At 62.3% G+C, this 18525-nt stretch carries 20 protein-coding genes and 1 tRNA gene; 15 read left to right on the plus strand and 6 right to left on the minus strand.

What is annotated here, in order from left to right; genetic code table 11:
* Positions 1-68 precede the first annotated feature (68 nt).
* The 3 genes from M511_RS17520 to M511_RS17530 all read left to right on the plus strand — a co-directional run bounded on the left by M511_RS17520 (position 69) and on the right by M511_RS17530 (position 2797).
* Positions 69-1001, plus strand: a complete 933-nt coding sequence (locus M511_RS17520; RefSeq protein ID WP_085502451.1) for an IS5-like element ISPpa3 family transposase — start codon at positions 69-71, stop codon at positions 999-1001.
* Positions 964-1179 (plus strand): Lrp/AsnC ligand binding domain-containing protein, encoded by a 216-nt coding sequence (locus M511_RS19720; RefSeq protein ID WP_441339025.1) that lies wholly within the window; start codon positions 964-966, stop codon positions 1177-1179. The genes M511_RS17520 and M511_RS19720 overlap by 38 nt, the downstream gene beginning before the upstream one ends.
* Positions 1180-1261: 82 nt before the next feature.
* Positions 1262-2797 carry an ATP-dependent DNA helicase gene (locus M511_RS17530; RefSeq protein ID WP_085503015.1) on the plus strand — a complete coding sequence of 512 codons (1536 nt, stop codon included), beginning with the start codon at positions 1262-1264 and terminating at the stop codon, positions 2795-2797.
* A 1-nt stretch (position 2798) separates the two neighbouring features.
* Here the strand turns inward: M511_RS17530 and M511_RS17535 are convergent, their stop codons facing one another.
* Complete coding sequence (locus M511_RS17535; protein WP_085503017.1) at positions 2799-3620, minus strand: EcsC family protein; 822 nt, start codon at positions 3618-3620, stop codon at positions 2799-2801.
* Positions 3621-3751: 131 nt separating this feature from the next.
* Between M511_RS17535 and M511_RS17540 the strand changes: the two genes are divergently transcribed.
* On the plus strand, positions 3752-4279 hold the full coding sequence (locus M511_RS17540; protein WP_085503019.1) for an Ivy family c-type lysozyme inhibitor: 528 nt from the start codon (positions 3752-3754) through the stop codon (positions 4277-4279).
* Here the strand turns inward: M511_RS17540 and M511_RS17545 are convergent.
* Positions 4267-4797: a GNAT family N-acetyltransferase gene (locus tag M511_RS17545; RefSeq protein ID WP_085503021.1), complete on the minus strand. Its 531-nt coding sequence runs from the start codon at positions 4795-4797 to the stop codon at positions 4267-4269. The genes M511_RS17540 and M511_RS17545 overlap by 13 nt on opposite strands.
* A gap of 208 nt (positions 4798-5005) precedes the next feature.
* Here M511_RS17545 and M511_RS17550 point away from each other — a divergent pair, with 208 nt between their 5' ends.
* The 6 genes from M511_RS17550 (at position 5006) to M511_RS17575 (ending at position 8946) form a co-directional block, all read left to right on the plus strand.
* On the plus strand, positions 5006-5602 hold the full coding sequence (locus M511_RS17550) for a flavin reductase family protein (protein ID WP_085503023.1): 597 nt from the start codon (positions 5006-5008) through the stop codon (positions 5600-5602).
* Positions 5602-6165, plus strand: coding sequence for an adenine phosphoribosyltransferase (locus M511_RS17555; protein WP_010396306.1), 564 nt, complete (start codon positions 5602-5604; stop codon positions 6163-6165). The genes M511_RS17550 and M511_RS17555 overlap by 1 nt, the downstream gene beginning before the upstream one ends.
* Before the next feature lie 39 nt (positions 6166-6204).
* Entirely contained in the window at positions 6205-7155 is a 951-nt protein-coding gene (gene ispH / locus M511_RS17560) for a 4-hydroxy-3-methylbut-2-enyl diphosphate reductase (protein ID WP_085503025.1), read from the plus strand.
* A gap of 92 nt (positions 7156-7247) precedes the next feature.
* Positions 7248-7853 (plus strand): glutathione S-transferase family protein, encoded by a 606-nt coding sequence (locus M511_RS17565; protein ID WP_085503028.1) that lies wholly within the window; start codon positions 7248-7250, stop codon positions 7851-7853.
* Positions 7850-8317, plus strand: a complete 468-nt coding sequence (gene rnhA, locus M511_RS17570) for a ribonuclease HI (protein ID WP_085503030.1) — start codon at positions 7850-7852, stop codon at positions 8315-8317. The genes M511_RS17565 and rnhA overlap by 4 nt, the downstream gene beginning before the upstream one ends.
* Entirely contained in the window at positions 8314-8946 is a 633-nt protein-coding gene (locus M511_RS17575; RefSeq protein WP_010396316.1) for a trimeric intracellular cation channel family protein, read from the plus strand. The genes rnhA and M511_RS17575 overlap by 4 nt, the downstream gene beginning before the upstream one ends.
* A gap of 6 nt (positions 8947-8952) precedes the next feature.
* Here the strand turns inward: M511_RS17575 and M511_RS17580 are convergent, their stop codons facing one another.
* On the minus strand, positions 8953-9276 hold the full coding sequence (locus M511_RS17580) for a VOC family protein (RefSeq protein ID WP_085503032.1): 324 nt from the start codon (positions 9274-9276) through the stop codon (positions 8953-8955).
* Positions 9277-9323: 47 nt separating this feature from the next.
* Positions 9324-9725, minus strand: coding sequence for a group III truncated hemoglobin (locus M511_RS17585; RefSeq protein ID WP_085503034.1), 402 nt, complete (start codon positions 9723-9725; stop codon positions 9324-9326).
* Between the two features lie 224 nt (positions 9726-9949).
* On the opposite strand from M511_RS17585, the gene ileS reads away from it, so the two are divergent.
* A complete protein-coding gene (gene ileS / locus M511_RS17590) occupies positions 9950-12880 on the plus strand; it encodes an isoleucine--tRNA ligase (RefSeq protein ID WP_085503037.1) in 2931 nt (976 codons plus the stop codon).
* 56 nt (positions 12881-12936) lie between these two features.
* Here ileS and M511_RS17595 read toward each other — a convergent pair whose 3' ends face one another.
* A complete protein-coding gene (locus tag M511_RS17595) occupies positions 12937-14289 on the minus strand; it encodes a hypothetical protein (protein ID WP_085503039.1) in 1353 nt (450 codons plus the stop codon).
* 487 nt (positions 14290-14776) lie between these two features.
* Between M511_RS17595 and lon the strand changes: the two genes are divergently transcribed.
* The 3 genes from lon to M511_RS17610 all read left to right on the plus strand — a co-directional run bounded on the left by lon (position 14777) and on the right by M511_RS17610 (position 17721).
* Complete coding sequence (lon, locus tag M511_RS17600; RefSeq protein ID WP_010396324.1) at positions 14777-17194, plus strand: endopeptidase La; 2418 nt, start codon at positions 14777-14779, stop codon at positions 17192-17194.
* Between the two features lie 73 nt (positions 17195-17267).
* A complete protein-coding gene (locus M511_RS17605; protein ID WP_085503041.1) occupies positions 17268-17588 on the plus strand; it encodes an HU family DNA-binding protein in 321 nt (106 codons plus the stop codon).
* 58 nt (positions 17589-17646) lie between these two features.
* Positions 17647-17721: transfer RNA gene (locus M511_RS17610), tRNA-Val, on the plus strand.
* A gap of 154 nt (positions 17722-17875) precedes the next feature.
* On the opposite strand, the gene M511_RS17615 is transcribed toward M511_RS17610, so the two are convergent.
* Entirely contained in the window at positions 17876-18067 is a 192-nt protein-coding gene (locus M511_RS17615; protein WP_085503043.1) for a hypothetical protein, read from the minus strand.
* A gap of 229 nt (positions 18068-18296) precedes the next feature.
* On the opposite strand from M511_RS17615, the gene M511_RS19340 reads away from it, so the two are divergent.
* The coding region (locus M511_RS19340) for a transposase (protein WP_139824625.1) at positions 18297-18525 on the plus strand (229 nt) is incomplete at its 3' end.

Consider the following 18525-nt stretch of genomic DNA (forward strand, 5'->3'; position numbering starts at 1 on the left):
GGGCGTTGTTGCAGAACTCCGTTTTCTGAGGGATTCACACTGCGAATCCAGTGGGCTAAGGGGCGAGTATGAGCAAGCCTGAGCCGACCCGCTACCGCACGATGAACTGGAAGTCCTACAACGATGCCTTGAAGCGGCGCGGGTCCCTTCTGATCTGGCTGGACAAGGACATGGTTTGGCGCGCACCCAAATCCGGATGCAATGGTCGGCCGCCGGTCTTCTCTGATGCCGCGATCCAGTTCTGCTTGATGGTGAAGGTTCTGTTCGGCCTGCCTCTCCGGCAAACGACAGGGATGGTGGCGAGCATCCTTTCGATGGCCGGGCTCGACTGGCGGGTGCCCGATTTCTCGACCCTGAGCCGCAGGCAGAAGCGCATCACGGTTCAGATCACGAGCCGCCGTGCGCCGGGGCCGCTGAACCTGCTGGTGGACAGCACCGGGATCAAGTTTCTTGGTGATGGGGAATGGCTTGCCCGCAAGCATGGCCCGCATCGCCGACGCCAATATCGTAAGGTTCATCTGGCGATGGACACGGCTACAGGTGACATCCGCGCCGTCGAATTCACCACAAGCCGTGAAGGCGACAGCCCTGTTCTGCCCGACCTGCTCAACCAGATCCCAGAGGATGAACAGATCGGCACCGTCACCGGCGACGGTGCCTTTGACACCCGACGCTGCCACACCGCGATCCTGGATCGAGGCGGCACCGCCATCATCCCGATCCGGCGGAATGGCCGTCTCTGGAAGGAGGATTGCCCCGCCGCCAGGGCGCGCAACGAGATCCTCCGGGCAACCCAGCGCTTGGGCAGGGCCATATGGAAGCGCTGGTCAGGTTATCACGTCCGAAGCAGGATCGAGGCAAGGATGCGCTGCCTCAAGGCCTTCGGTGAACGCATCTCATCACGAGACCCGGACCGCCAGACCGCCGAAATCCATATCCGCATCGCCCTCATGAACCGCTTCAATGCCCTCGGATCCGCCGAGATCAAACGCGTGGCATGAACTCAACGCGAAAAGGGGAAACTGCGCTCACACACTGACTTCTGCAACAACGCCGGTCGAGGTCCGCGATCTGGACGCCTATCGCCGTTTTCATACCGAGGTGCTGGGCGCATTTCCGCAGATCGCGACCATCACCACCCATGTGGTGATGCGCTCGCCCAAGGATGAACGCGCCTGATCCCGCGCAGGTGCAGGGCAAAAAGCGCCCCATCCGGCGGAATGGCCTTTCCGCCCCCTGCCCGGGCAGCTAACAAGAGCCCATGACTTTGCCCGCCCTTTCCCCCGATCAGGCCGACGCATGGGATGCGCTTGCCGAAGTGCTGGAAGAATCCGGCATAGACCTTGTTTCGGAAGAGATCGCGCCGCCGAAACCTGGCAAGGCCCGGGTGATGGCGGTGATCGGCAAGGCAGGTTCGGGCAAGACCCTGCTTTTGGCCGAACTGACCAAGGCGCTGAAGGCAGCAGGGGTCGATATCGTCTCGGGCGATTATGAAGGCAAACGGCGCAAGGACCGCCGCACAGTCGCCATCCTTGCCCCGACCAACAAGGCGGCATTCGTCCTGCGCATGCGCGGCGTCCCCGCAACGACCATTCACCGCATTCTGTACACCCCGGTCTATGACCCGGAATATGAACGCATTGCCGACTGGCTGACCGGCGCGGGCGAACGGCCCTCGGTCGACGGGCTGATGGAGGGGTTGACCGAGGCGGCACTGGACCGCGCCAAGGCATTCTATGATCAGCACGCCTCAATCCCCGGCGCACTGGCGGCGGCAGGGCTGCGTGGTTCGGATTTCATTCGCGGCTGGAAGCGGCGCGAGGAAGGGCTGGACATAGGGCTGGTGGACGAGGCCTCGATGCTGGACGAGCGCCAGTTTGAGGACCTTCGCGAAATCTTTCCGGTGCTGGTCCTTTTTGGCGACCCGGCGCAGCTGGCGCCGGTCGGGCAATCGGGACAGATGGTCTTTGACCGGCTTGCGGCCTCGCAACGGCTGATCCTGAACCGCATCCACCGGCAAGAGGGCGACAGTCCGATCCTTGACCTGGCCCATGCGCTGGCCGATCCCGCGCTGGAATTCGATGCCTTTGAACGGATGATCCGCGAAATCTCGGCCCGGGACCCGCGTGTGGTCTGGGCCGAGCGGGTGGAATCGAACCTGATGGCGCAAAGCCCGGTGCTGGTGTGGCGCAATGCGACCCGCATCAAGCTGATCCACGCCTTTCGCGCAGCCTATGGCGCGCCGGGGGATTCGCTTTTGCCGGGCGAGCCGCTGATTTGCGACGGGTTGGAGCTGCCGCTGAAGCATCGCAAAAAGCGTATCGACCTTGAGGCCCGGGGGCTGATCAAGGGCGCGCAGGTGATCTATCTGGGTCCGGGGCGCAAGCCCGGGTTTTCACGCCTGCACGTTGTTGGTGCCGAAGAGCCGCGCCTTTCGGCCGCCTCGATCGTCAAGATCGAAATGCCGGATGTCGAAGAGCCCTTCATCCCCTACGCCGCCCGCATGGGCGCGGCCTTTCTGCATGGCGCGGCGGTCACGATTCACAAGGCACAGGGCAGCCAATGGCCTGATGTGCAGGTCTTTGCCCCCGATATCGCCGCGGCTGCCTGGTCGGGCCGCAGCGAGGCGGGTGTCGCCCTGTGGAAGCGACTTGCCTATGTCGCGATAACCCGCGCGCAAGAGCGGCTTTACTGGGTGGTACGATCACGGCTGGCCCGGCCCTCGGCCCCGCTTGGCATCGACCATCTTGACGCCCCGGCCGCATCGCTGGAGCTGACGGCCGAAAGCGACGACTAGCCTAGCTGCGCCGCGACAGTTTGCGCGCCGTCGTGTTCGGGCGGATCTGGATCATGCGCAGCTCAAGCGCCTCAGCCAGCGCCTCACGCGGGATCCCGGTCTCTTGCGACAGGCGCAAAAGGCCGAAATGCACCCGCGCGAGCTCTTGATAGTAACGGGTGAAACTATAGTTGATCGACGCTCCGGCCAGCGCCCCCATCAACGGCACCGCCTGCGCGGCAAGCTTTTGTGCCAGCGAGACCGAAAGCCGCGGCGCCACCCGCGCGATCAGCGCCTGCACGGTCTGACCGGTGATGGTCATACGCGCTGCCAGAAGGCCAAGGTCGGTGCCATCATCCTCGGACAGCGGCCCGGCCGAGGCAAAGACATGCAGCGCCTCGCGCCGCGCCTCATCCGAGGTCGGGTCGAACCCGTGTTCAGCGGCAATATCCATCATGGCGCGCAAAAGCAGCGTCACCGTCACCGGCAGCTCAAGCATAGCCCCGCCGATACCTGCCAGACCGCCGACCGCGCCAGATGTCGTTGAAAGCAAGCGGTTGAACATGTCGCCCCGGTCCCGCATCAGCCCGCGCGAACGCCTGGCCGCGTCAAAGGCCCGGTTCAGCGCCGCAAACGTGATCCGGTCCACCCGGCCACGCAACGAGTCGGGCAGATGCTCAAGCAACCCCTCGGCCTTGCCGCCGATGGCGGTCATCAACTCCATCGCCACGCCGCCGGCCTGCAGATAACGCCGCGCCAGCCGGTCGATCTCGACATGCACGGTCGGATCGTCGATCGGCGGCAGAACGGCCTGGCGGGCGGGAATCTGGGTCTGCTCGGTCATCCTGTGGCACCCCGTTTGTCGTTGCCTGCGCAAGAGTTGGGCATTGGCAAGGGAACCCGCAAGGCTTGCTCCGGGTTCCGAACGGGAAGGAAACGCCGCTGCATGGCGCAGGCTGTACAAGGAATATCACGATGACCATTCGCCGCATGACGCCCGCCCTGACATTCGCAACCGTCCTGTCGATCACCCTTGGCTTACAGGCTTTCGCGCAAGAGGCGGCCGAACAGCCCGCGCCGGAACCGGCACCGGCTGTCGCAGCGACTGAAAGTGCGGGGCCGACCCTTGCGGATCTGGGTAAGGACGAGGCCTTTACCGTCGCTTTTCAAAAGATGGCCGAGGGCAACCAGATCCCTGAATGGCTCAGCAAGGGCGCCGTCGTCACCCCGACCCAAAAGGTCAGCTTCGGCGGCAAGGAATATCTCGCCATGACCGGCTGCCAGCAGCATGACTGCGGGACGAACCGGATCGCGGTGCTTTACGCACCTGACAGCGGCACAGCCTATGGCGTACTCGCGGTGCGCGACGGTGAAAGCTCGGAACTGCTGACCTGGCTTGGCCTTGGCGGTGGACCCGAGACAATCGACGGGCGCACCATCCTGTATGCGGCCCTGACCGGCAGCCTTGCCAATCACCCCGAGGCGTTCAACTATCCCGAGTGACGGGGCGCATCGGGGCCGGATCGGGCCTGGGGATCAATGGCGCGTTCGACCGTGCCCCTGATCCCGGCCCATGCGCCGGGAACGAGCTCGATCCCCAGAACACGGTCGGGGTTTGTCGGCGGCGGCATCTCGACGTCTTCGAGCTTATTAAAGCCAAACCGCTGATAATAAGGCAGATCTCCGACAAGCATGACCCTGCTCCAACCCATGCCGGTCGCCCGGTTCAGGCTTTCGCGCATCAGCAGACCGCCCAGCCCCTCGCCCTGCGTTGTCGGATGAACCGCAACCGGGCCAAGCAGCAGCACCGGCTGGCCGCCGATCTGTACCGGCCAATAGCGGATCGCGCCGACCAGCACGCCAAATTCATTGCGCAGCGTCAGGCACAGCGGGCCGACCGGATCGACCCCCTCTCGCAGCCGGTAGGAGGACAGCGCCGTTCGCCCCGGCGCGAAACACAGGTCCAGAAGAGCCTCGACCTCGGGCATATCGGCGGGGGTTTCGGGGCGAAGATCGTACATCCTGACTCCGGGATTCGGTAGGGACCGGCGCGGTGAAATGCCCGCCTAACATGCAGGCGCAGCCACGAAAACCGCCTGCACGGCAGGCAGAAAGAAAATTCCCTTTTGCGCCCGGATCGCAACGGCCATGCGGCAAGATGCTTGACGCGCCCCGTGCATAAGGCCACTTCTGTGGGCCGTTACTGCAGTCAGATCAGCGAGGCCCGCCATGTTCTACCGACCCGAGAATGGTCACGGGCTGCCGCATAATCCGCTGAACGCCATCGTCGCGCCGCGCCCCATCGGCTGGATCTCGACGCGGGGACGGATGGGCGACAATCTTGCCCCCTATTCCTTCTTTAACCTGACCGCCTATGTACCGCCGCAGGTGATGTTTGCGTCAACCTCGACCAAATCCGACCGGCCAGGCACCAAGGACAGCGTGGCCCAGATCGCGGAAACCCGGGTCTTTTGCGTCAATATCGCCGACGGGCCGCTGAAGGATCAGGTCAACGCAAGCTCTGCCCCCCTTCCGGCCGGGGTAAATGAATTCGAGGCCGCCGGGATCGAGGCTGCCGAATGTCAGACCATCGACTGTCCGCGTGTGGCCGGGGCTGCGGCGGCGCTTGAATGTCGCGCGACCCGTATCCTGCGTCTGGCTGGCGAGGCGAATTTCATGGTTCTGGGCGTCGTCACCGGCATCCACCTGCGCGAGGACTGCCTGAAGGACGGCCGCTTTGACCTGCACGCCACAGGCTGGCTGTCGCGTATGGGCTACAAGGATTACACCATCACCAACGAGACTTTCGAGATGGAGCGCCCCTGATGGATAACCGCCCCGAAAAGCGCCGCCGCGACACACGCACGGTCCGCGATTATATCCGCACCATCGTGGATTTTCCCCATGAAGGGATTCTGTTTCGCGACGTGACGACGCTTTTTGCCGATGCCCGCGGCTTTCGTATGGCGGTGGACCAGCTGCTGAACCCCTATGCAGGCGATGATATCGACAAGGTCGTGGGGCTTGAGGCGCGCGGCTTTATCCTTGGCGGCGCGGTTGCACATCAATTGTCCGTGGGGTTCGTTCCGATCCGCAAAAAGGGCAAGCTGCCCGGCGCCGTTATCAGCGAAGCCTATACGCTGGAATATGGCGAGGCAGTGATTGAGGTTCATGACGATGCGCTGAAACCCGGTGAACGGGTATTGATCGTCGATGACCTGCTGGCGACCGGCGGGACCGCGGCCGCCGGAATCGCGCTTTGCGAACGGCTGGGGGCCGAGGTGGTCGGCTGCGCCTTTGTCATCGAGCTGCCCGAGCTGGGCGGCCGTGCTTTGCTGGAGGGGCTGGGACATGAAGTCCATGCCCTGACCGCCTTTGAAGGGGCCTGATCCCTTGCGGCAAGCCCGTGCCGGGGTTAGGTGACAGGCATGGACAAGAAACCGCCCCTGACCCTTTACCTTGCCGCGCCGCGCGGCTTTTGTGCTGGCGTCGACCGCGCAATCAAGATCGTCGAGATAGCGCTGCAGAAATGGGGCGCTCCGGTCTATGTGCGCCACGAGATTGTGCACAATAAATTCGTGGTCGACAGCCTGCGCGAAAAGGGCGCGGTCTTTGTCGAAGAGCTGGATGAATGCCCCGACGACCGGCCGGTGATCTTTTCCGCCCATGGTGTGCCTAAATCGGTTCCTGCCGAGGCACGGCGGCGCGAAATGGTCTTTGTCGATGCCACATGCCCCCTGGTCAGCAAGGTCCATGTCGAGGCCGAGCGTCACCATGCCGAGGGGTTGCAGATCATCATGATCGGTCATGCCGGTCACCCCGAAGTTCTGGGCACGATGGGCCAGTTGCCCGAGGGCGAGGTCCTGCTGGTCGAGACGGTCGATGATGTGGCGGGGCTTGCGCCGCGCGATCCGCAGCATCTGGCCTTTATCACGCAGACGACGCTGTCGGTCGATGACACCGCTGCAATCGTTGCGGCGTTGAAGGCGCGCTTTCCCTCGATCATCGGCCCGGCCAAGGAAGACATCTGCTATGCCACGACCAACCGTCAGGCCTCGGTCAAGGCGATTGCCGGGCAGATCGATGCGCTGTTGGTGATCGGTGCTCCGAACAGTTCGAACTCGCGCCGACTGGTCGAGGTCGGCAGCGCCGCGGGCTGTGCCTATTCGCAGCTGGTCATGCGGGCTGATCAGATTGACTGGCGGGCCATCGAAGGCGCCCGGGCGGTAGGCGTGACCGCAGGTGCCTCGGCCCCAGAAGTGCTGGTCGATGAGGTGGTCGCGGCTTTTCGCGAACGCTATGATCTGACCGTCGAGATGGTCGAGACGGCGCGCGAGAATGTCGAGTTCAAGGTGCCTCGGGTCCTGCGCGAAGCCTGATGCATGGTCGCAGATTGCGCGGGAGTGGGGGCGCTGCCCCCGGCCCTGCGGGCCTCCCCCGGGATATTTAGGCACAGAAGAAGGACGGTGGGATGAAGCTCTGGTCGATGCCCTCATCGGGCAATAGCTACAAGGTGCGCTTGCTGCTGGCCCTTTTGGGCCGCGAATGCGAGATCATTGATGTCGAGGATTCTTCGCCCGAGCTTGCTGAAGCCAAGGCGGCGGGGCAGCTGCCTTTTGGCAAGGCCCCGGTGCTGAAGCTGGATGATGGGCGGCTGCTGCCTGAATCCAATGCGATCCTGTGCTGGCTTGGCGAAGGGACCTCTTTCGTACCCGCCGATCCTTTCCTGCGCAGCCGAATGCTGGCCTGGATGTTCTGGGAGCAGAACCAGCATGAAGCCGTCATCGCCGTGCGTGGGGCGTTGCGCAGCTATCCCTCGCGCAGGCATCTGGCTACGCCCGGGCGCATGGCCGAATTGCTGGAGCGGGGGCACGCATTGTTACAGGTGATGGAGGATCGGCTGGCCGGGCATGACTGGCTGGTGGGCGATGCGATCAGCCTCGCCGATATTTGTCTGTACGGCTATACACATACCGCCGGGAGCAAGGGCGGATTCGACATGGCGCGTTTCCCCGGCATCATGCGCTGGCTTGACCGTATTGCCGCCCTGCCCGGCTATCGGGGCCTTACGGCATGACTGCGCTATTTGCCTGGACCGATGGTGCGTGCAGCGGCAACCCCGGCCCTGGCGGCTGGGGTGTCCTGATGCGCGCCATTGACGGCGAACAGATCCTCAAAGAGCGTGAGCTGGCCGGCGGCGAGGCTGACACCACCAATAACCGCATGGAACTGATGGCCGCGATCTCGGCCCTTGAGGCGCTGACGCGGCCGAGCGAGATCACCATCATCACCGACAGCGCCTATGTAAAAAACGGCGTCACGCAATGGATCCATGGCTGGAAGCGGAATGGCTGGCGTACCGCCGACCGTAAACCCGTGAAGAATGCCGAGTTGTGGCAGCGTTTGGACGAGGCGCAGGCACGTCACAATGTTCACTGGCAATGGATCAAAGGCCATGCCGGTCACCCCGAGAACGAACGCGCAGATGAGTTGGCGCGGGCGGGCATGTCGCCCTTTAAGCCGGCAAAGGTGACGGAGTGAGTGTCGCCGGGCTGATCCCGCTGCTGGACTATGCCAGTGTGCTGGTCTTTGCCCTGACAGGCGCATTGGTCGCGAGCCGGGAGCAGCTTGATATCGTCGGGTTTATTTTTTTTGCCACGCTGACCGGTATCGGCGGTGGCACGTTGCGGGATCTGGTTCTGGGCCACGCGCCGGTTTTCTGGATCGGCCGGCCCGAGTTGCTGCTGCTGACCACGATTGCAGCAGTTGTAGTGTTCTTTACTGCCCACCTTTTGGAAAGCCGTTATCGCGCGATTCTGTGGCTGGACGCCTGCGCTTTGGCCGTGGCGGTTCCTGCCGGGGTCGGCGTGGCACTGGAAGCCGGGGTCAGCCCGATTGTCACTGTGCTGATGGGGGTGATGACCGGCACATTCGGCGGGCTGATGCGCGATGTGGTCAGTAACGAGGTGCCGCTGGTCCTGAAACAGGGTGAGCTTTACGTCACCGCCGCTTTTGGCGGGGCGGTGACGGCGCTGCTGCTACTGTCGCTTGGCGCGGATCGCGGTTGGGCGCTGATCGGCTGCGCGGTGGTGGTCATACTGCTGCGCGCTGGCAGCATCCGTCTTGGCTGGCGGCTGCGGCCCTATAAGGCGCGGCCGCCGCGCAACTGAAAGCCCTTAGCTTTCGGACCAGACCGCCATCTCGGTGCCGCCGGGCTCACGGAACTGGAAGCGGCGGCCACCGGGGAAAGCAAAGATCGGCTTGGTAATTTCGGCCCCCGCTCCGGTCACGCGGGTAAGCGCACCCTCAAGATCGTCAGTCTTGAGGATCACCAGCGGCGGGGCCAGCGGGCCGGCTGCGATGCCGCCGGCGATGCCTGCATCGGCAAGCTCCTGATACTCGGGCCCGTAGTCGTTGAAACTCCAGCCGAAAGCATTGGCAAAGAACGATTTCGTCGCCGGCAGATCGGGTGAGGAAAATTCAAGATAGTCGATTTTCACGGGAGCTCTCCACTGATGTTCCCGTTTTGTTTACGCCTGCGCGAGTTCTAGCGCAAGACCGGAGGACCGGGACGACGCTCACGCAGATCCTCAACTCCCATACGCAGCCCTGCACCGATGCGATGGGCAAGCGCGGACCAGGCACGCGCTGCCTCGGGGGGCAGCATCCGGCGCAGGGTTTCGTCAAACAGCATGAGCCAGGGCGCGAAATGCTGGGCCTTTACATCGCCTGCACGCATATGGACCTGCATCGGATTGCCGTCATAGCCGCGCTCATAAAGAATCGCATTGCGCCAGAACCGGGCGATTTTGGCCTCATGTTCAGGCCAGTCGGTGACATGAGAGGCAAAGATCGGGCCCAGTACCTCATGCCGGCGCACGGCGGCATAAAAGGTCGCAACGACCCGGTCGATCTGTTCAGGGGTGACATCAAAGCGCGGCGGGATCATGGCGCGGATATGGGCCGGTCCTGCAATCGGCGCAAGACCCGCCGTTTCGGCGCGCGCATATGCCGCAAGGCCGTGCGCGGGCGCTTGCAGGGGTGCAAGCGGTTATCTATAACCCCGGCATGTTCAGCAGGGCGCGGATTTTCCGAATTATTCGCCCGGCGGCGTAGGGAGTCCTCGCCGCCGGGTCATGCATGTCTGTCCTGCAAGCCAAGGATTCCCGCCAGATGAGCGATTCGACCACCGATACCCAGGCCGCGCCCGACTACCGCGACACCGTATTTCTGCCTCAGACCGATTTTCCCATGCGCGCAGGCCTGCCCCAGCGTGAGCCCGACTGGCTGAACCGTTGGGAAAACATCGGCATCTATGACCGCCTGCGCGAACGGGGTGCAGGGCGCGCACCCTTTATCCTGCATGACGGCCCCCCCTATGCGAATGGCAATCTGCACATTGGTCATGCGCTGAATAAGGTGCTGAAGGACTTTATCACCCGCAGCCAGCAGATGATGGGCCGCGACGCACGCTATGTGCCCGGCTGGGACTGCCACGGCCTGCCGATCGAGTGGAAGATCGAGGAAAAATACCGCAGCGAAGGCAAGGACAAGGACGCGGTCGATGTGATCGAGTTCCGGCAGGAATGCCGCCGCTTTGCCGAGCATTGGATCGGCGTCCAGCGCGAAGAGTTCAAGCGTCTGGGCATCACCGGAAAATGGGATCAGCCCTATCTGACCATGGACTATCACGCCGAGGCGGTGATCGCGGCCGAGTTCATGAAGCTTTTGATGAACGGCTCGCTTTATCAGGGATCAAAGCCGGTCATGTGGTCGCCGGTCGAAAAAACCGCGCTGGCCGAAGCCGAGGTCGAATACCACGATCACACCAGCCATACGATCTGGGTGCGCTTTGGGGTGGTGACGGCTGAAGGGCTGTGGGCAGAGCATACGGGTGCAAGCGTGGTGATCTGGACCACGACACCCTGGACCATCCCGCAAAACCGGGCCGTCGCCTATAACCCAACGATCGCCTATGGGCTTTACCGGGTCGAGGAAGTGGCCGAAAACGCCAGCGCTAAGACGGGCGAGCTGATAGTGCTGGCCGATGCACTGGCTGAGGCAACATTGCGCGCAGCCAGGGCGGAAAGCTGGCAGCGCGTTCGGGATATCGCAGCCGGCGACCTGGAGGGGTTGGTGCTTGCCCATCCCTTCCGCGGGGTCGAGGGCGCGAATGGCGAATGGGACTATGACGTGCCCATGCTGCCCGGCGATCATGTGACCGACGAGGCCGGGACCGGCTTTGTCCATACCGCACCCAGCCACGGCGACGACGACTATCAGCTTGGCCTGAAATACGGGCTTGAGATGACCTACAACGTCGAGCCGGACGGCTCCTATCGGGCCGATCTGCCGCTTTTCGGCGGGCAGGAGATCCTGACCGCAGAGGGCAAAGAAGGCCCGGCCAATGTCAGCGTCATAAAGCAGCTGGCCTGGGCGGGTGCATTGCTGGCCAAGGGCAAGATCAAGCACTCGTATCCGCATAGCTGGCGCTCAAAGGCACCGCTGATCTATCGCAATACCCCGCAATGGTTCGCCGCCATCGACAAGCCGCTGGGTGATGGCATGGACGAATATGGCGCCACCATCCGCGAACGGGCGCTGGCCTCGATCGACCGGCTGGTGAACTGGACCCCTTCGACCGGGCGGAACCGGCTTTACTCGATGGTCGAGAACCGGCCCGACTGGGTGCTGTCGCGTCAACGCGCCTGGGGCGTGCCGCTGACCTGTTTCGTGAAAAAGGGCGCCCGGCCCGGCGATGCCGATTTCCTGCTGCGCGATCAGCGCGTCAACGACCGCATCATCGCCGCCTTTGAAAACGAAGGCGCGGATGTCTGGTATCGCCCCGGCTTCAAGGACGAGGTGCTGGCCGGCATCGTCGAACCCGGCGAGTACGAGCAGGTCATGGATGTGCTGGACGTGTGGTTCGATTCCGGTTCGACCCACGCCTTTGTGCTGCGTGATCGCCCGGACGGGACACCCGACGGGATCGCGGATGTCTACCTTGAAGGCACCGACCAGCATCGCGGCTGGTTCCAGTCCTCGCTCTTGCAGGCCTGCGCGACCAAGGGGCGGGCGCCCTATCGCAACGTGGTGACGCACGGGTTCACGCTGGACGAAAAGGGCATGAAAATGTCCAAATCGCTTGGCAATACCGTCGCGCCGGCCGATGTGATCCGCAATTACGGCGCGGACATCCTGCGCCTGTGGGTGGCGCAATCGGATTACAGCGCGGACCTGCGCATCGGTCCCGAAATCCTTAAAGGTACCGCCGACGGCTATCGCCGACTGCGCAATACGCTGCGCTTCATCCTTGGCAACCTTGCCGAGTTCAGCGAGGCTGAGCGCGTCGACCCAGCGGATATGCCCGAGCTGGAGCGTTGGGTCCTGCATCGCCTTGCCCAGATCGACCGCGATCTGCGCAAAGGCTATGACCGCTTTGATTTCCAGGGCGTGTTCCAGTCGGTGTTCCAGTTCGCGACCGTCGATCTGTCGGCCTTCTACTTTGATATCCGCAAAGACGCGCTTTACTGCGACGCACCAGATGCGCTGCGGCGGCGGGCGGCGCGCTCGGTTCTGGACCTGCTCTTCCACCGGCTGGTGACCTGGCTTGCGCCCATCCTGCCCTTCACGATGGAAGACGTCTGGCTAAGCCGCTTCCCCTCGGAGGATGGCTCGGTCCACTTGCAGGACTTCCCGGTGACCCCCGCCGGATGGCTGGACGAGACGCTTTCCCGCAAATGGGAAGCGATCCGCCGCACCCGCCGCGTCGTCACTGCCGCGTTGGAAATCAAGCGTACCGACAAGGTGATCGGCGCCAGCCTGGAAGCCGCTCCGGTCGTGCATGTCGAGGATGCCGAGGCATTGAGCGCCCTGAAATCGGTGGATTTTGCCGAAATCTGCATCACCTCGGATCTGGCGCTGACCGCTGACCCCGCCCCGGGCGAGGCCTTCCGCCTGTCCGAAGTGCCGGGCATCGGCGTGGTGTTCGAGGCCGCAGGGGGCGAGAAATGCCAACGCTGCTGGAAAATCCTGCCCGACGTCGGCTTGCACGAGCATCCGGGCACCTGCGCCCGCTGTGACGCGGCTTTGCGCAGCGCCTGACAGACCATCGTATGGCGCGGGTTTTCATGCCCGCGCCATGCCCCCGACCAGTCGGGTCAGCGGAACCAGAGATCCGCGCGACGCAAGGTCTGACGAATTTTCTTTTCCGGCCATTCACTGCCGTTATCGCCAAACAGCGGCCTGACGCTGCTGCGCCCCTTGCCTTCGATGATAAGCTGCTTTGCCGCTTCGTCCTCGGCGAAGAAAGTGGAGATGCGGTAATCGGCGGCCAGATCCTCGATCAGTGCCACCACCTCATCGGATTCGCGGGCATAAAGCAGCGACAGGTTGCGGTAATGGCAGCTTGCCCAGCCGTCCAAGCCAGCCAGTTCGGGACCCGGGCGGCCTCCACCCAGCGAATGGATCACCAGCGGCAGAGTGATCTGATCAAGCCAGGGGTCAAGGCTTTGACAGGCCAGCGCGTCGCCCGGCTCATTCCGGATCGCCAGCGACCAATCAAGGAACCGGCGCCCGAACTCCTGCGGGTCGTTGCCAAAAAACCAGCCAGCGTTGAAGTAAAGATAACGTTCCCAATACTCGTCGGGCTGGCTTTTATCGAGCGAGCTTTCGTAATCCAGCCCAAAGCGGTCATAGAGCGATTTCCAGATATCGCCATAACCGGGGCCGTAAAGCGGCGGCTCGGGCCATGTTCCGGTCCTGCGCATCGAGGCCGAGGGGCGAGAAAAGTCGATCTCCATCCGGTCCAGCGGCCCGGTAATCAGCGTATCGCTGTCAAAAAACATAAAGGGCTCACCGGCTGGCAACAGCGACAAGGCTTCGATCTTGTTGCCATAGGGGTAGCCTGCACCGAAATGCTGAGCAGTAAAGGGCAGGATCTCCGCCCCGAATGCCGCAATCGCGGCGCGTTGCAATGTGGGGATCTGGGTATCGGTGCCCGCCCATGGGCCCTCGGGTTTAGGTTCGGCCACGATCAGTCGTCCGCGCCAATCGGGTGCATTGCGACGCAGGCTTGCGGCGAACAACGCCGCCTCGGACCCCAATCGCCTGCCCTGCCCGATCACCAGGATGTTAAAGGGCGGGGTGCCGGATTTAGCCACCGGCTCCGCGGCCGACTCTGGGGATACGAGCAGCGGAGCGACCGAGGACGGCAGGGATGTCGCTGCCTTGGGTGCAGCACCTGCCACAGGCTGCGCGGGCAGTTTGCCAGAGGCTTTGGCAGCAGCCTTGCCCGTCGCTTTGCCGCGCGGCTTGTCCTGGGTTCTGTCGCCCGGTTTTTCAGGCGCTTGTTCTGATTGGGCGCGATGGGCGGTGCGTTCAGCCTGACGCGCCGCGCGCCTTGCCTCCCGCTCGGCCTTATTGGCCGCCTGACGCGCCGCACGCTCTGCGGCCCGCGCGGCGGCATCCCCTTTGGCCTTTTTGTCGTCCTTATCCTTGTCGTTACTCGTCATCGTTACCCCACATCAGGAATGCCTGCGTGACAGCTCATAGCAATAACCGGGAATGTTATTCCAGAGATGTGTTCAACCGGAAATCAGCAGCCAAAGCGGGATTCGTCTGTATCGTAACGAAAGAAATCCAAATGTGCAAAGCCGCCCGTGCCAGCTATATGGATAAGATAAGTTATAAATTCAATTGATTAGGCAGGGTCTATATCCTGCCATCCTGACCCGGGAACCCGCCAGGAAATTACCCCTGAGCATCCGGGTAATCTCTTGTCCTCTGCAAATCCGAAAACTCTGCGCGCCATGGTGATATTTGCCGAACCGGCACGTCCGCTTCTTGTCGCGCCTGGGTTCCTTTTTCACGGCATCAGGAACAAATTGCGAACAAATAGCCCATTGAACCTGCTGCACGGGCTTCCTATCTTGTCTGCCAGCAGGGGGCGCAGACTGCCTGCCTTAGGGGTTGCGTCTCTTGGCGAGAAAGGACTGATTCATGAACGAATTCGCTCAAACCACCCATCCGGTCCTGCCCTTGCGGGATATCGTGGTGTTCCCGCACATGATCGTGCCCCTGTTCGTCGGACGCGAAAAATCGGTGCGGGCGCTTGAGGCCGTGATGGAGCAGGATCTTCCCATCCTTCTCGCAGCCCAGAAGGATGCGGCCATTGATGAACCTGCCGCCGAGGGCATCTTTCGTACCGGGGTGCTGGCGAATGTGCTGCAGCTGCTGAAACTGCCTGACGGCACCGTAAAGGTGCTGGTCGAGGGGCGTGAACGGGTGCGGATCACCGATTTCGTGCCTAATGACGCTTATTTTGAGGCAACCTGCGAAGCTCTGACCGAAGAGCCCGGCGATGAGGATACTCTGATCGCCCTGACCCGCGCCGTCTCTGAAGAGTTCGAGCGTTATGTCAAGGTGCGCAAGAACATCCCCGAAGAGGTTGTTTCGGCCGTCGCTGAAACGCGCGACCCTGCGCGCCTTGCCGATCTCGTCAGCGGTCACCTGGGTATTGCGCTTGATCGCAAGCAGGATCTGCTTGAAACCCTGAACACTGCCGAGCGGCTTGAAAAGGTCTATGGGCTGATGCAGGGCGAGATGTCGGTCCTGCAGGTCGAGAAAAAGATCAAGTCCCGCGTCAAGACGCAGATGGAGAAAACCCAGCGCGAATACTACCTGAATGAGCAGATGAAAGCCATTCAGCGCGAGCTGGGCGATGGCGAGGACGGCTCGAACGAACTCAACGAGCTGGAAGAAAAGATCAACCAGACCAAATTCAGCAAAGAGGCCCGTGAAAAAGCAGAGGCCGAGCTGAAAAAGCTGAAGTCGATGTCGCCGATGTCGGCCGAGGCTACGGTCAGCCGCAACTACCTCGACTGGCTGCTGTCGCTGCCTTGGGGCATCAAGTCGCGTATCCGCAAGGACCTGGGCAAGGCCGAAGAGGTTCTCGACGCCGATCACTATGGGCTTGAAAAGGTCAAAGAGCGGATCGTCGAGTATCTGGCCGTACAGAACCGCTCGACCAAGCTCAAGGGTCCGATCCTTTGCCTCGTCGGCCCTCCGGGTGTCGGTAAGACCTCGCTTGGCCGCAGCGTTGCCAAGGCAACTGGCCGCGAGTTCATCCGTATCTCGCTTGGTGGCGTGCGCGATGAATCCGAGATCCGCGGTCACCGCCGGACCTACATCGGTTCGATGCCGGGTAAGATCATCCAGGCCCTGAAAAAGGCCAAAACCACGAACCCGCTCATCCTGCTCGACGAGATCGACAAGATGGGTCAGGACTTCCGTGGTGATCCTGCCTCGGCCATGCTGGAGGTGCTGGATCCCGAACAGAACGCGACTTTCGTCGACCACTATCTTGAGGTGGAATACGACTTGTCAAACGTGATGTTCGTGACCACGGCCAACAGCTACAACATGCCGGGACCCCTGCTCGACCGGATGGAGATCATCTCTCTTGCCGGCTATACCGAGGACGAAAAGCGCGAGATAGCGCGCCAGCATCTGCTGCCCAAGCAGATCAAGGCGAACGGGCTCCGCAAAGGTGAATTCTCGGTCTCGGACGAGGCACTGACCCATGTGATCCGCTACTACACCCGCGAGGCCGGCGTGCGCTCACTCGAGCGCGAGATCGCCAAACTGGCGCGCAAGGCGGTGACCGACATCCTGAAAGGAAAGGTCAAATCTGTCGATGTGACGCCGGAAAAAGCCGAAGAGTATCTGGGTGTGCGCCGGTTCCGCTATGGTCTGGCCGAAAAGGATGACCAGATCGGCGTGGTGACGGGGCTTGCCTGGACGCAGGTCGGTGGTGATCTGCTGCAGATCGAGGCGCTGCGACTACCCGGCAAGGGTCGCATGAAGACGACCGGGAAACTGGGTGACGTGATGAAGGAATCGATCGACGCAGCATCGTCCTTTGTCCGTTCGATCAGCCCTGAACTGGGAGTGAAACCACCCAAGTTCGAGAGCATGGACATTCACGTCCACGTTCCCGAAGGCGCAACGCCCAAGGACGGCCCTTCTGCGGGGATCGCCATGGTGACCTCGATCGTCTCGGTGCTGACCCAGATTCCGGTGCGGAAGGATATCGCCATGACCGGCGAAGTCACTTTGCGCGGCAATGTGCTGGCCATCGGTGGGCTTAAGGAAAAGCTGCTGGCGGCACTGCGGGGTGGTATCAAGGTGGTGCTTATCCCGGCAGATAACGAAAAAGACCTGGCCGAGATTCCGGCCAATGTGAAGGAAGGACTGAAGATCATCCCGGTCAGCCATGTGCGCGAAGTGTTGCAACATGCGCTGGTGCGGATGCCTGAGCCCATCGAATGGGATGAAGCTGCCGAAGAAGCCGCCGAGGCCAGTCGGCTTGCCGCCACTCGCGATCAAGGCAGTGGCGGCGCGGCAGTCGCCCATTAAAAGAACGGAACCGCGCGGAGTCTCTTCGCGCGGTTTTTTCTTGACCGAAACTCCGGGGGAAAGGAGTTCGCTGATGGCAAGATCGAAGAACCGGTCAGAAAAGGTTGGCCCTGCCGAACCTGAGACCGCAAAGGTTCTGCAAAAGCGCCAGCTCATGACGCAAGTGGCGCGCCGAACCGGCCTACGCAATAGCGACGTCAAGACCGTGGTCGAGGCGACGCTTGCCGAACTTGGCGATGCCATGGCTTTGGGTATGACGCTGGCCCTTCCACCCCTGGGCCGGGCCCGGGTCAGTCGGCGCAACGACAGCTCAGGAGGCGAGGTCATCACCCTGCGCCTTCGCCGTCGCCTGCAGGGCTCCGATAAAGACGGTGAGGACGTCAGCGGCGCATGAATTTTTCGCAGGAATCCTCTTGCAGCTTGCCCATGCTGCAGCTATCTAAGCGCGCATCGGGCGATTAGCTCAGCGGTAGAGCGCTTCGTTCACATCGAAGATGTCAGCGGTTCAAATCCGTTATCGCCCACCAGTATTCTGAAGGCGCTAGGCAGGGTTTAACAACCCCTTAGCGCCTTTTTTCATCCCCTTCCCGACATCTTGTCACCATTTCCGAAGATGTCCGCGGTCACCGCGCGGTCACTCGGTGTCATGGCCTACTGTCACCGGATTGCGGCGAAACTGCGTCACAGAGAAACCACAAGGTTAAGCCGCAACACGGCCTCGCGCCCCTCGCTGGCCGACGACAGGGCCGCCACGAACTCCCTGAGGCTGCGCCCCTCCAACCGATTCTCGCCTCCCTCGATCTGCCATTCGATCAACTGCGGCATAGCGAGTGTGATCGTTCCCCAAACCGCGCCGTCATTGTCCTGCGCCATTTCCTGTCCTCCTGCTCATGTTGCTGGAGCTGAAGGTAACAGGGCCCAGAACACAGGCACAAAATGGGCCGGAGATTTGAGATGACAAATGTGGCCGGTGCGGCACAATCGGCGGCGAATCAGCAAGAAGGCTGAGGCTGCTTTGCGGGACGGATCTGCCAATTGAGGTGGTGCCGGTTTCTGAGACAGGGGCATAAGGTGGATCGACCGATGAAAAGGACGATCCAGCATGAAGACACGCAGACGGTTTACGGCCGAGTTCAAGGCCAAGGTCGCGCTTGAGGCGATCCGCGGCGAGCGGACGATTTCGGAGTTAGCCACGAAACACCAGCTTCATCCCAACCAGATCACGCAGTGGAAGCGGCAGGCCATCGAGAACCTGGCCAAGGCGTTCGACGACAAGGCTTCCGACGCACAGGTCGGCCGGGAGGCCGAGGTCACGAAGCTGCACGCCAAGA

Source organism: Paracoccus sp. J56, assembly GCF_019633685.1.
Taxonomy (GTDB): domain Bacteria; phylum Pseudomonadota; class Alphaproteobacteria; order Rhodobacterales; family Rhodobacteraceae; genus Paracoccus; species Paracoccus kondratievae.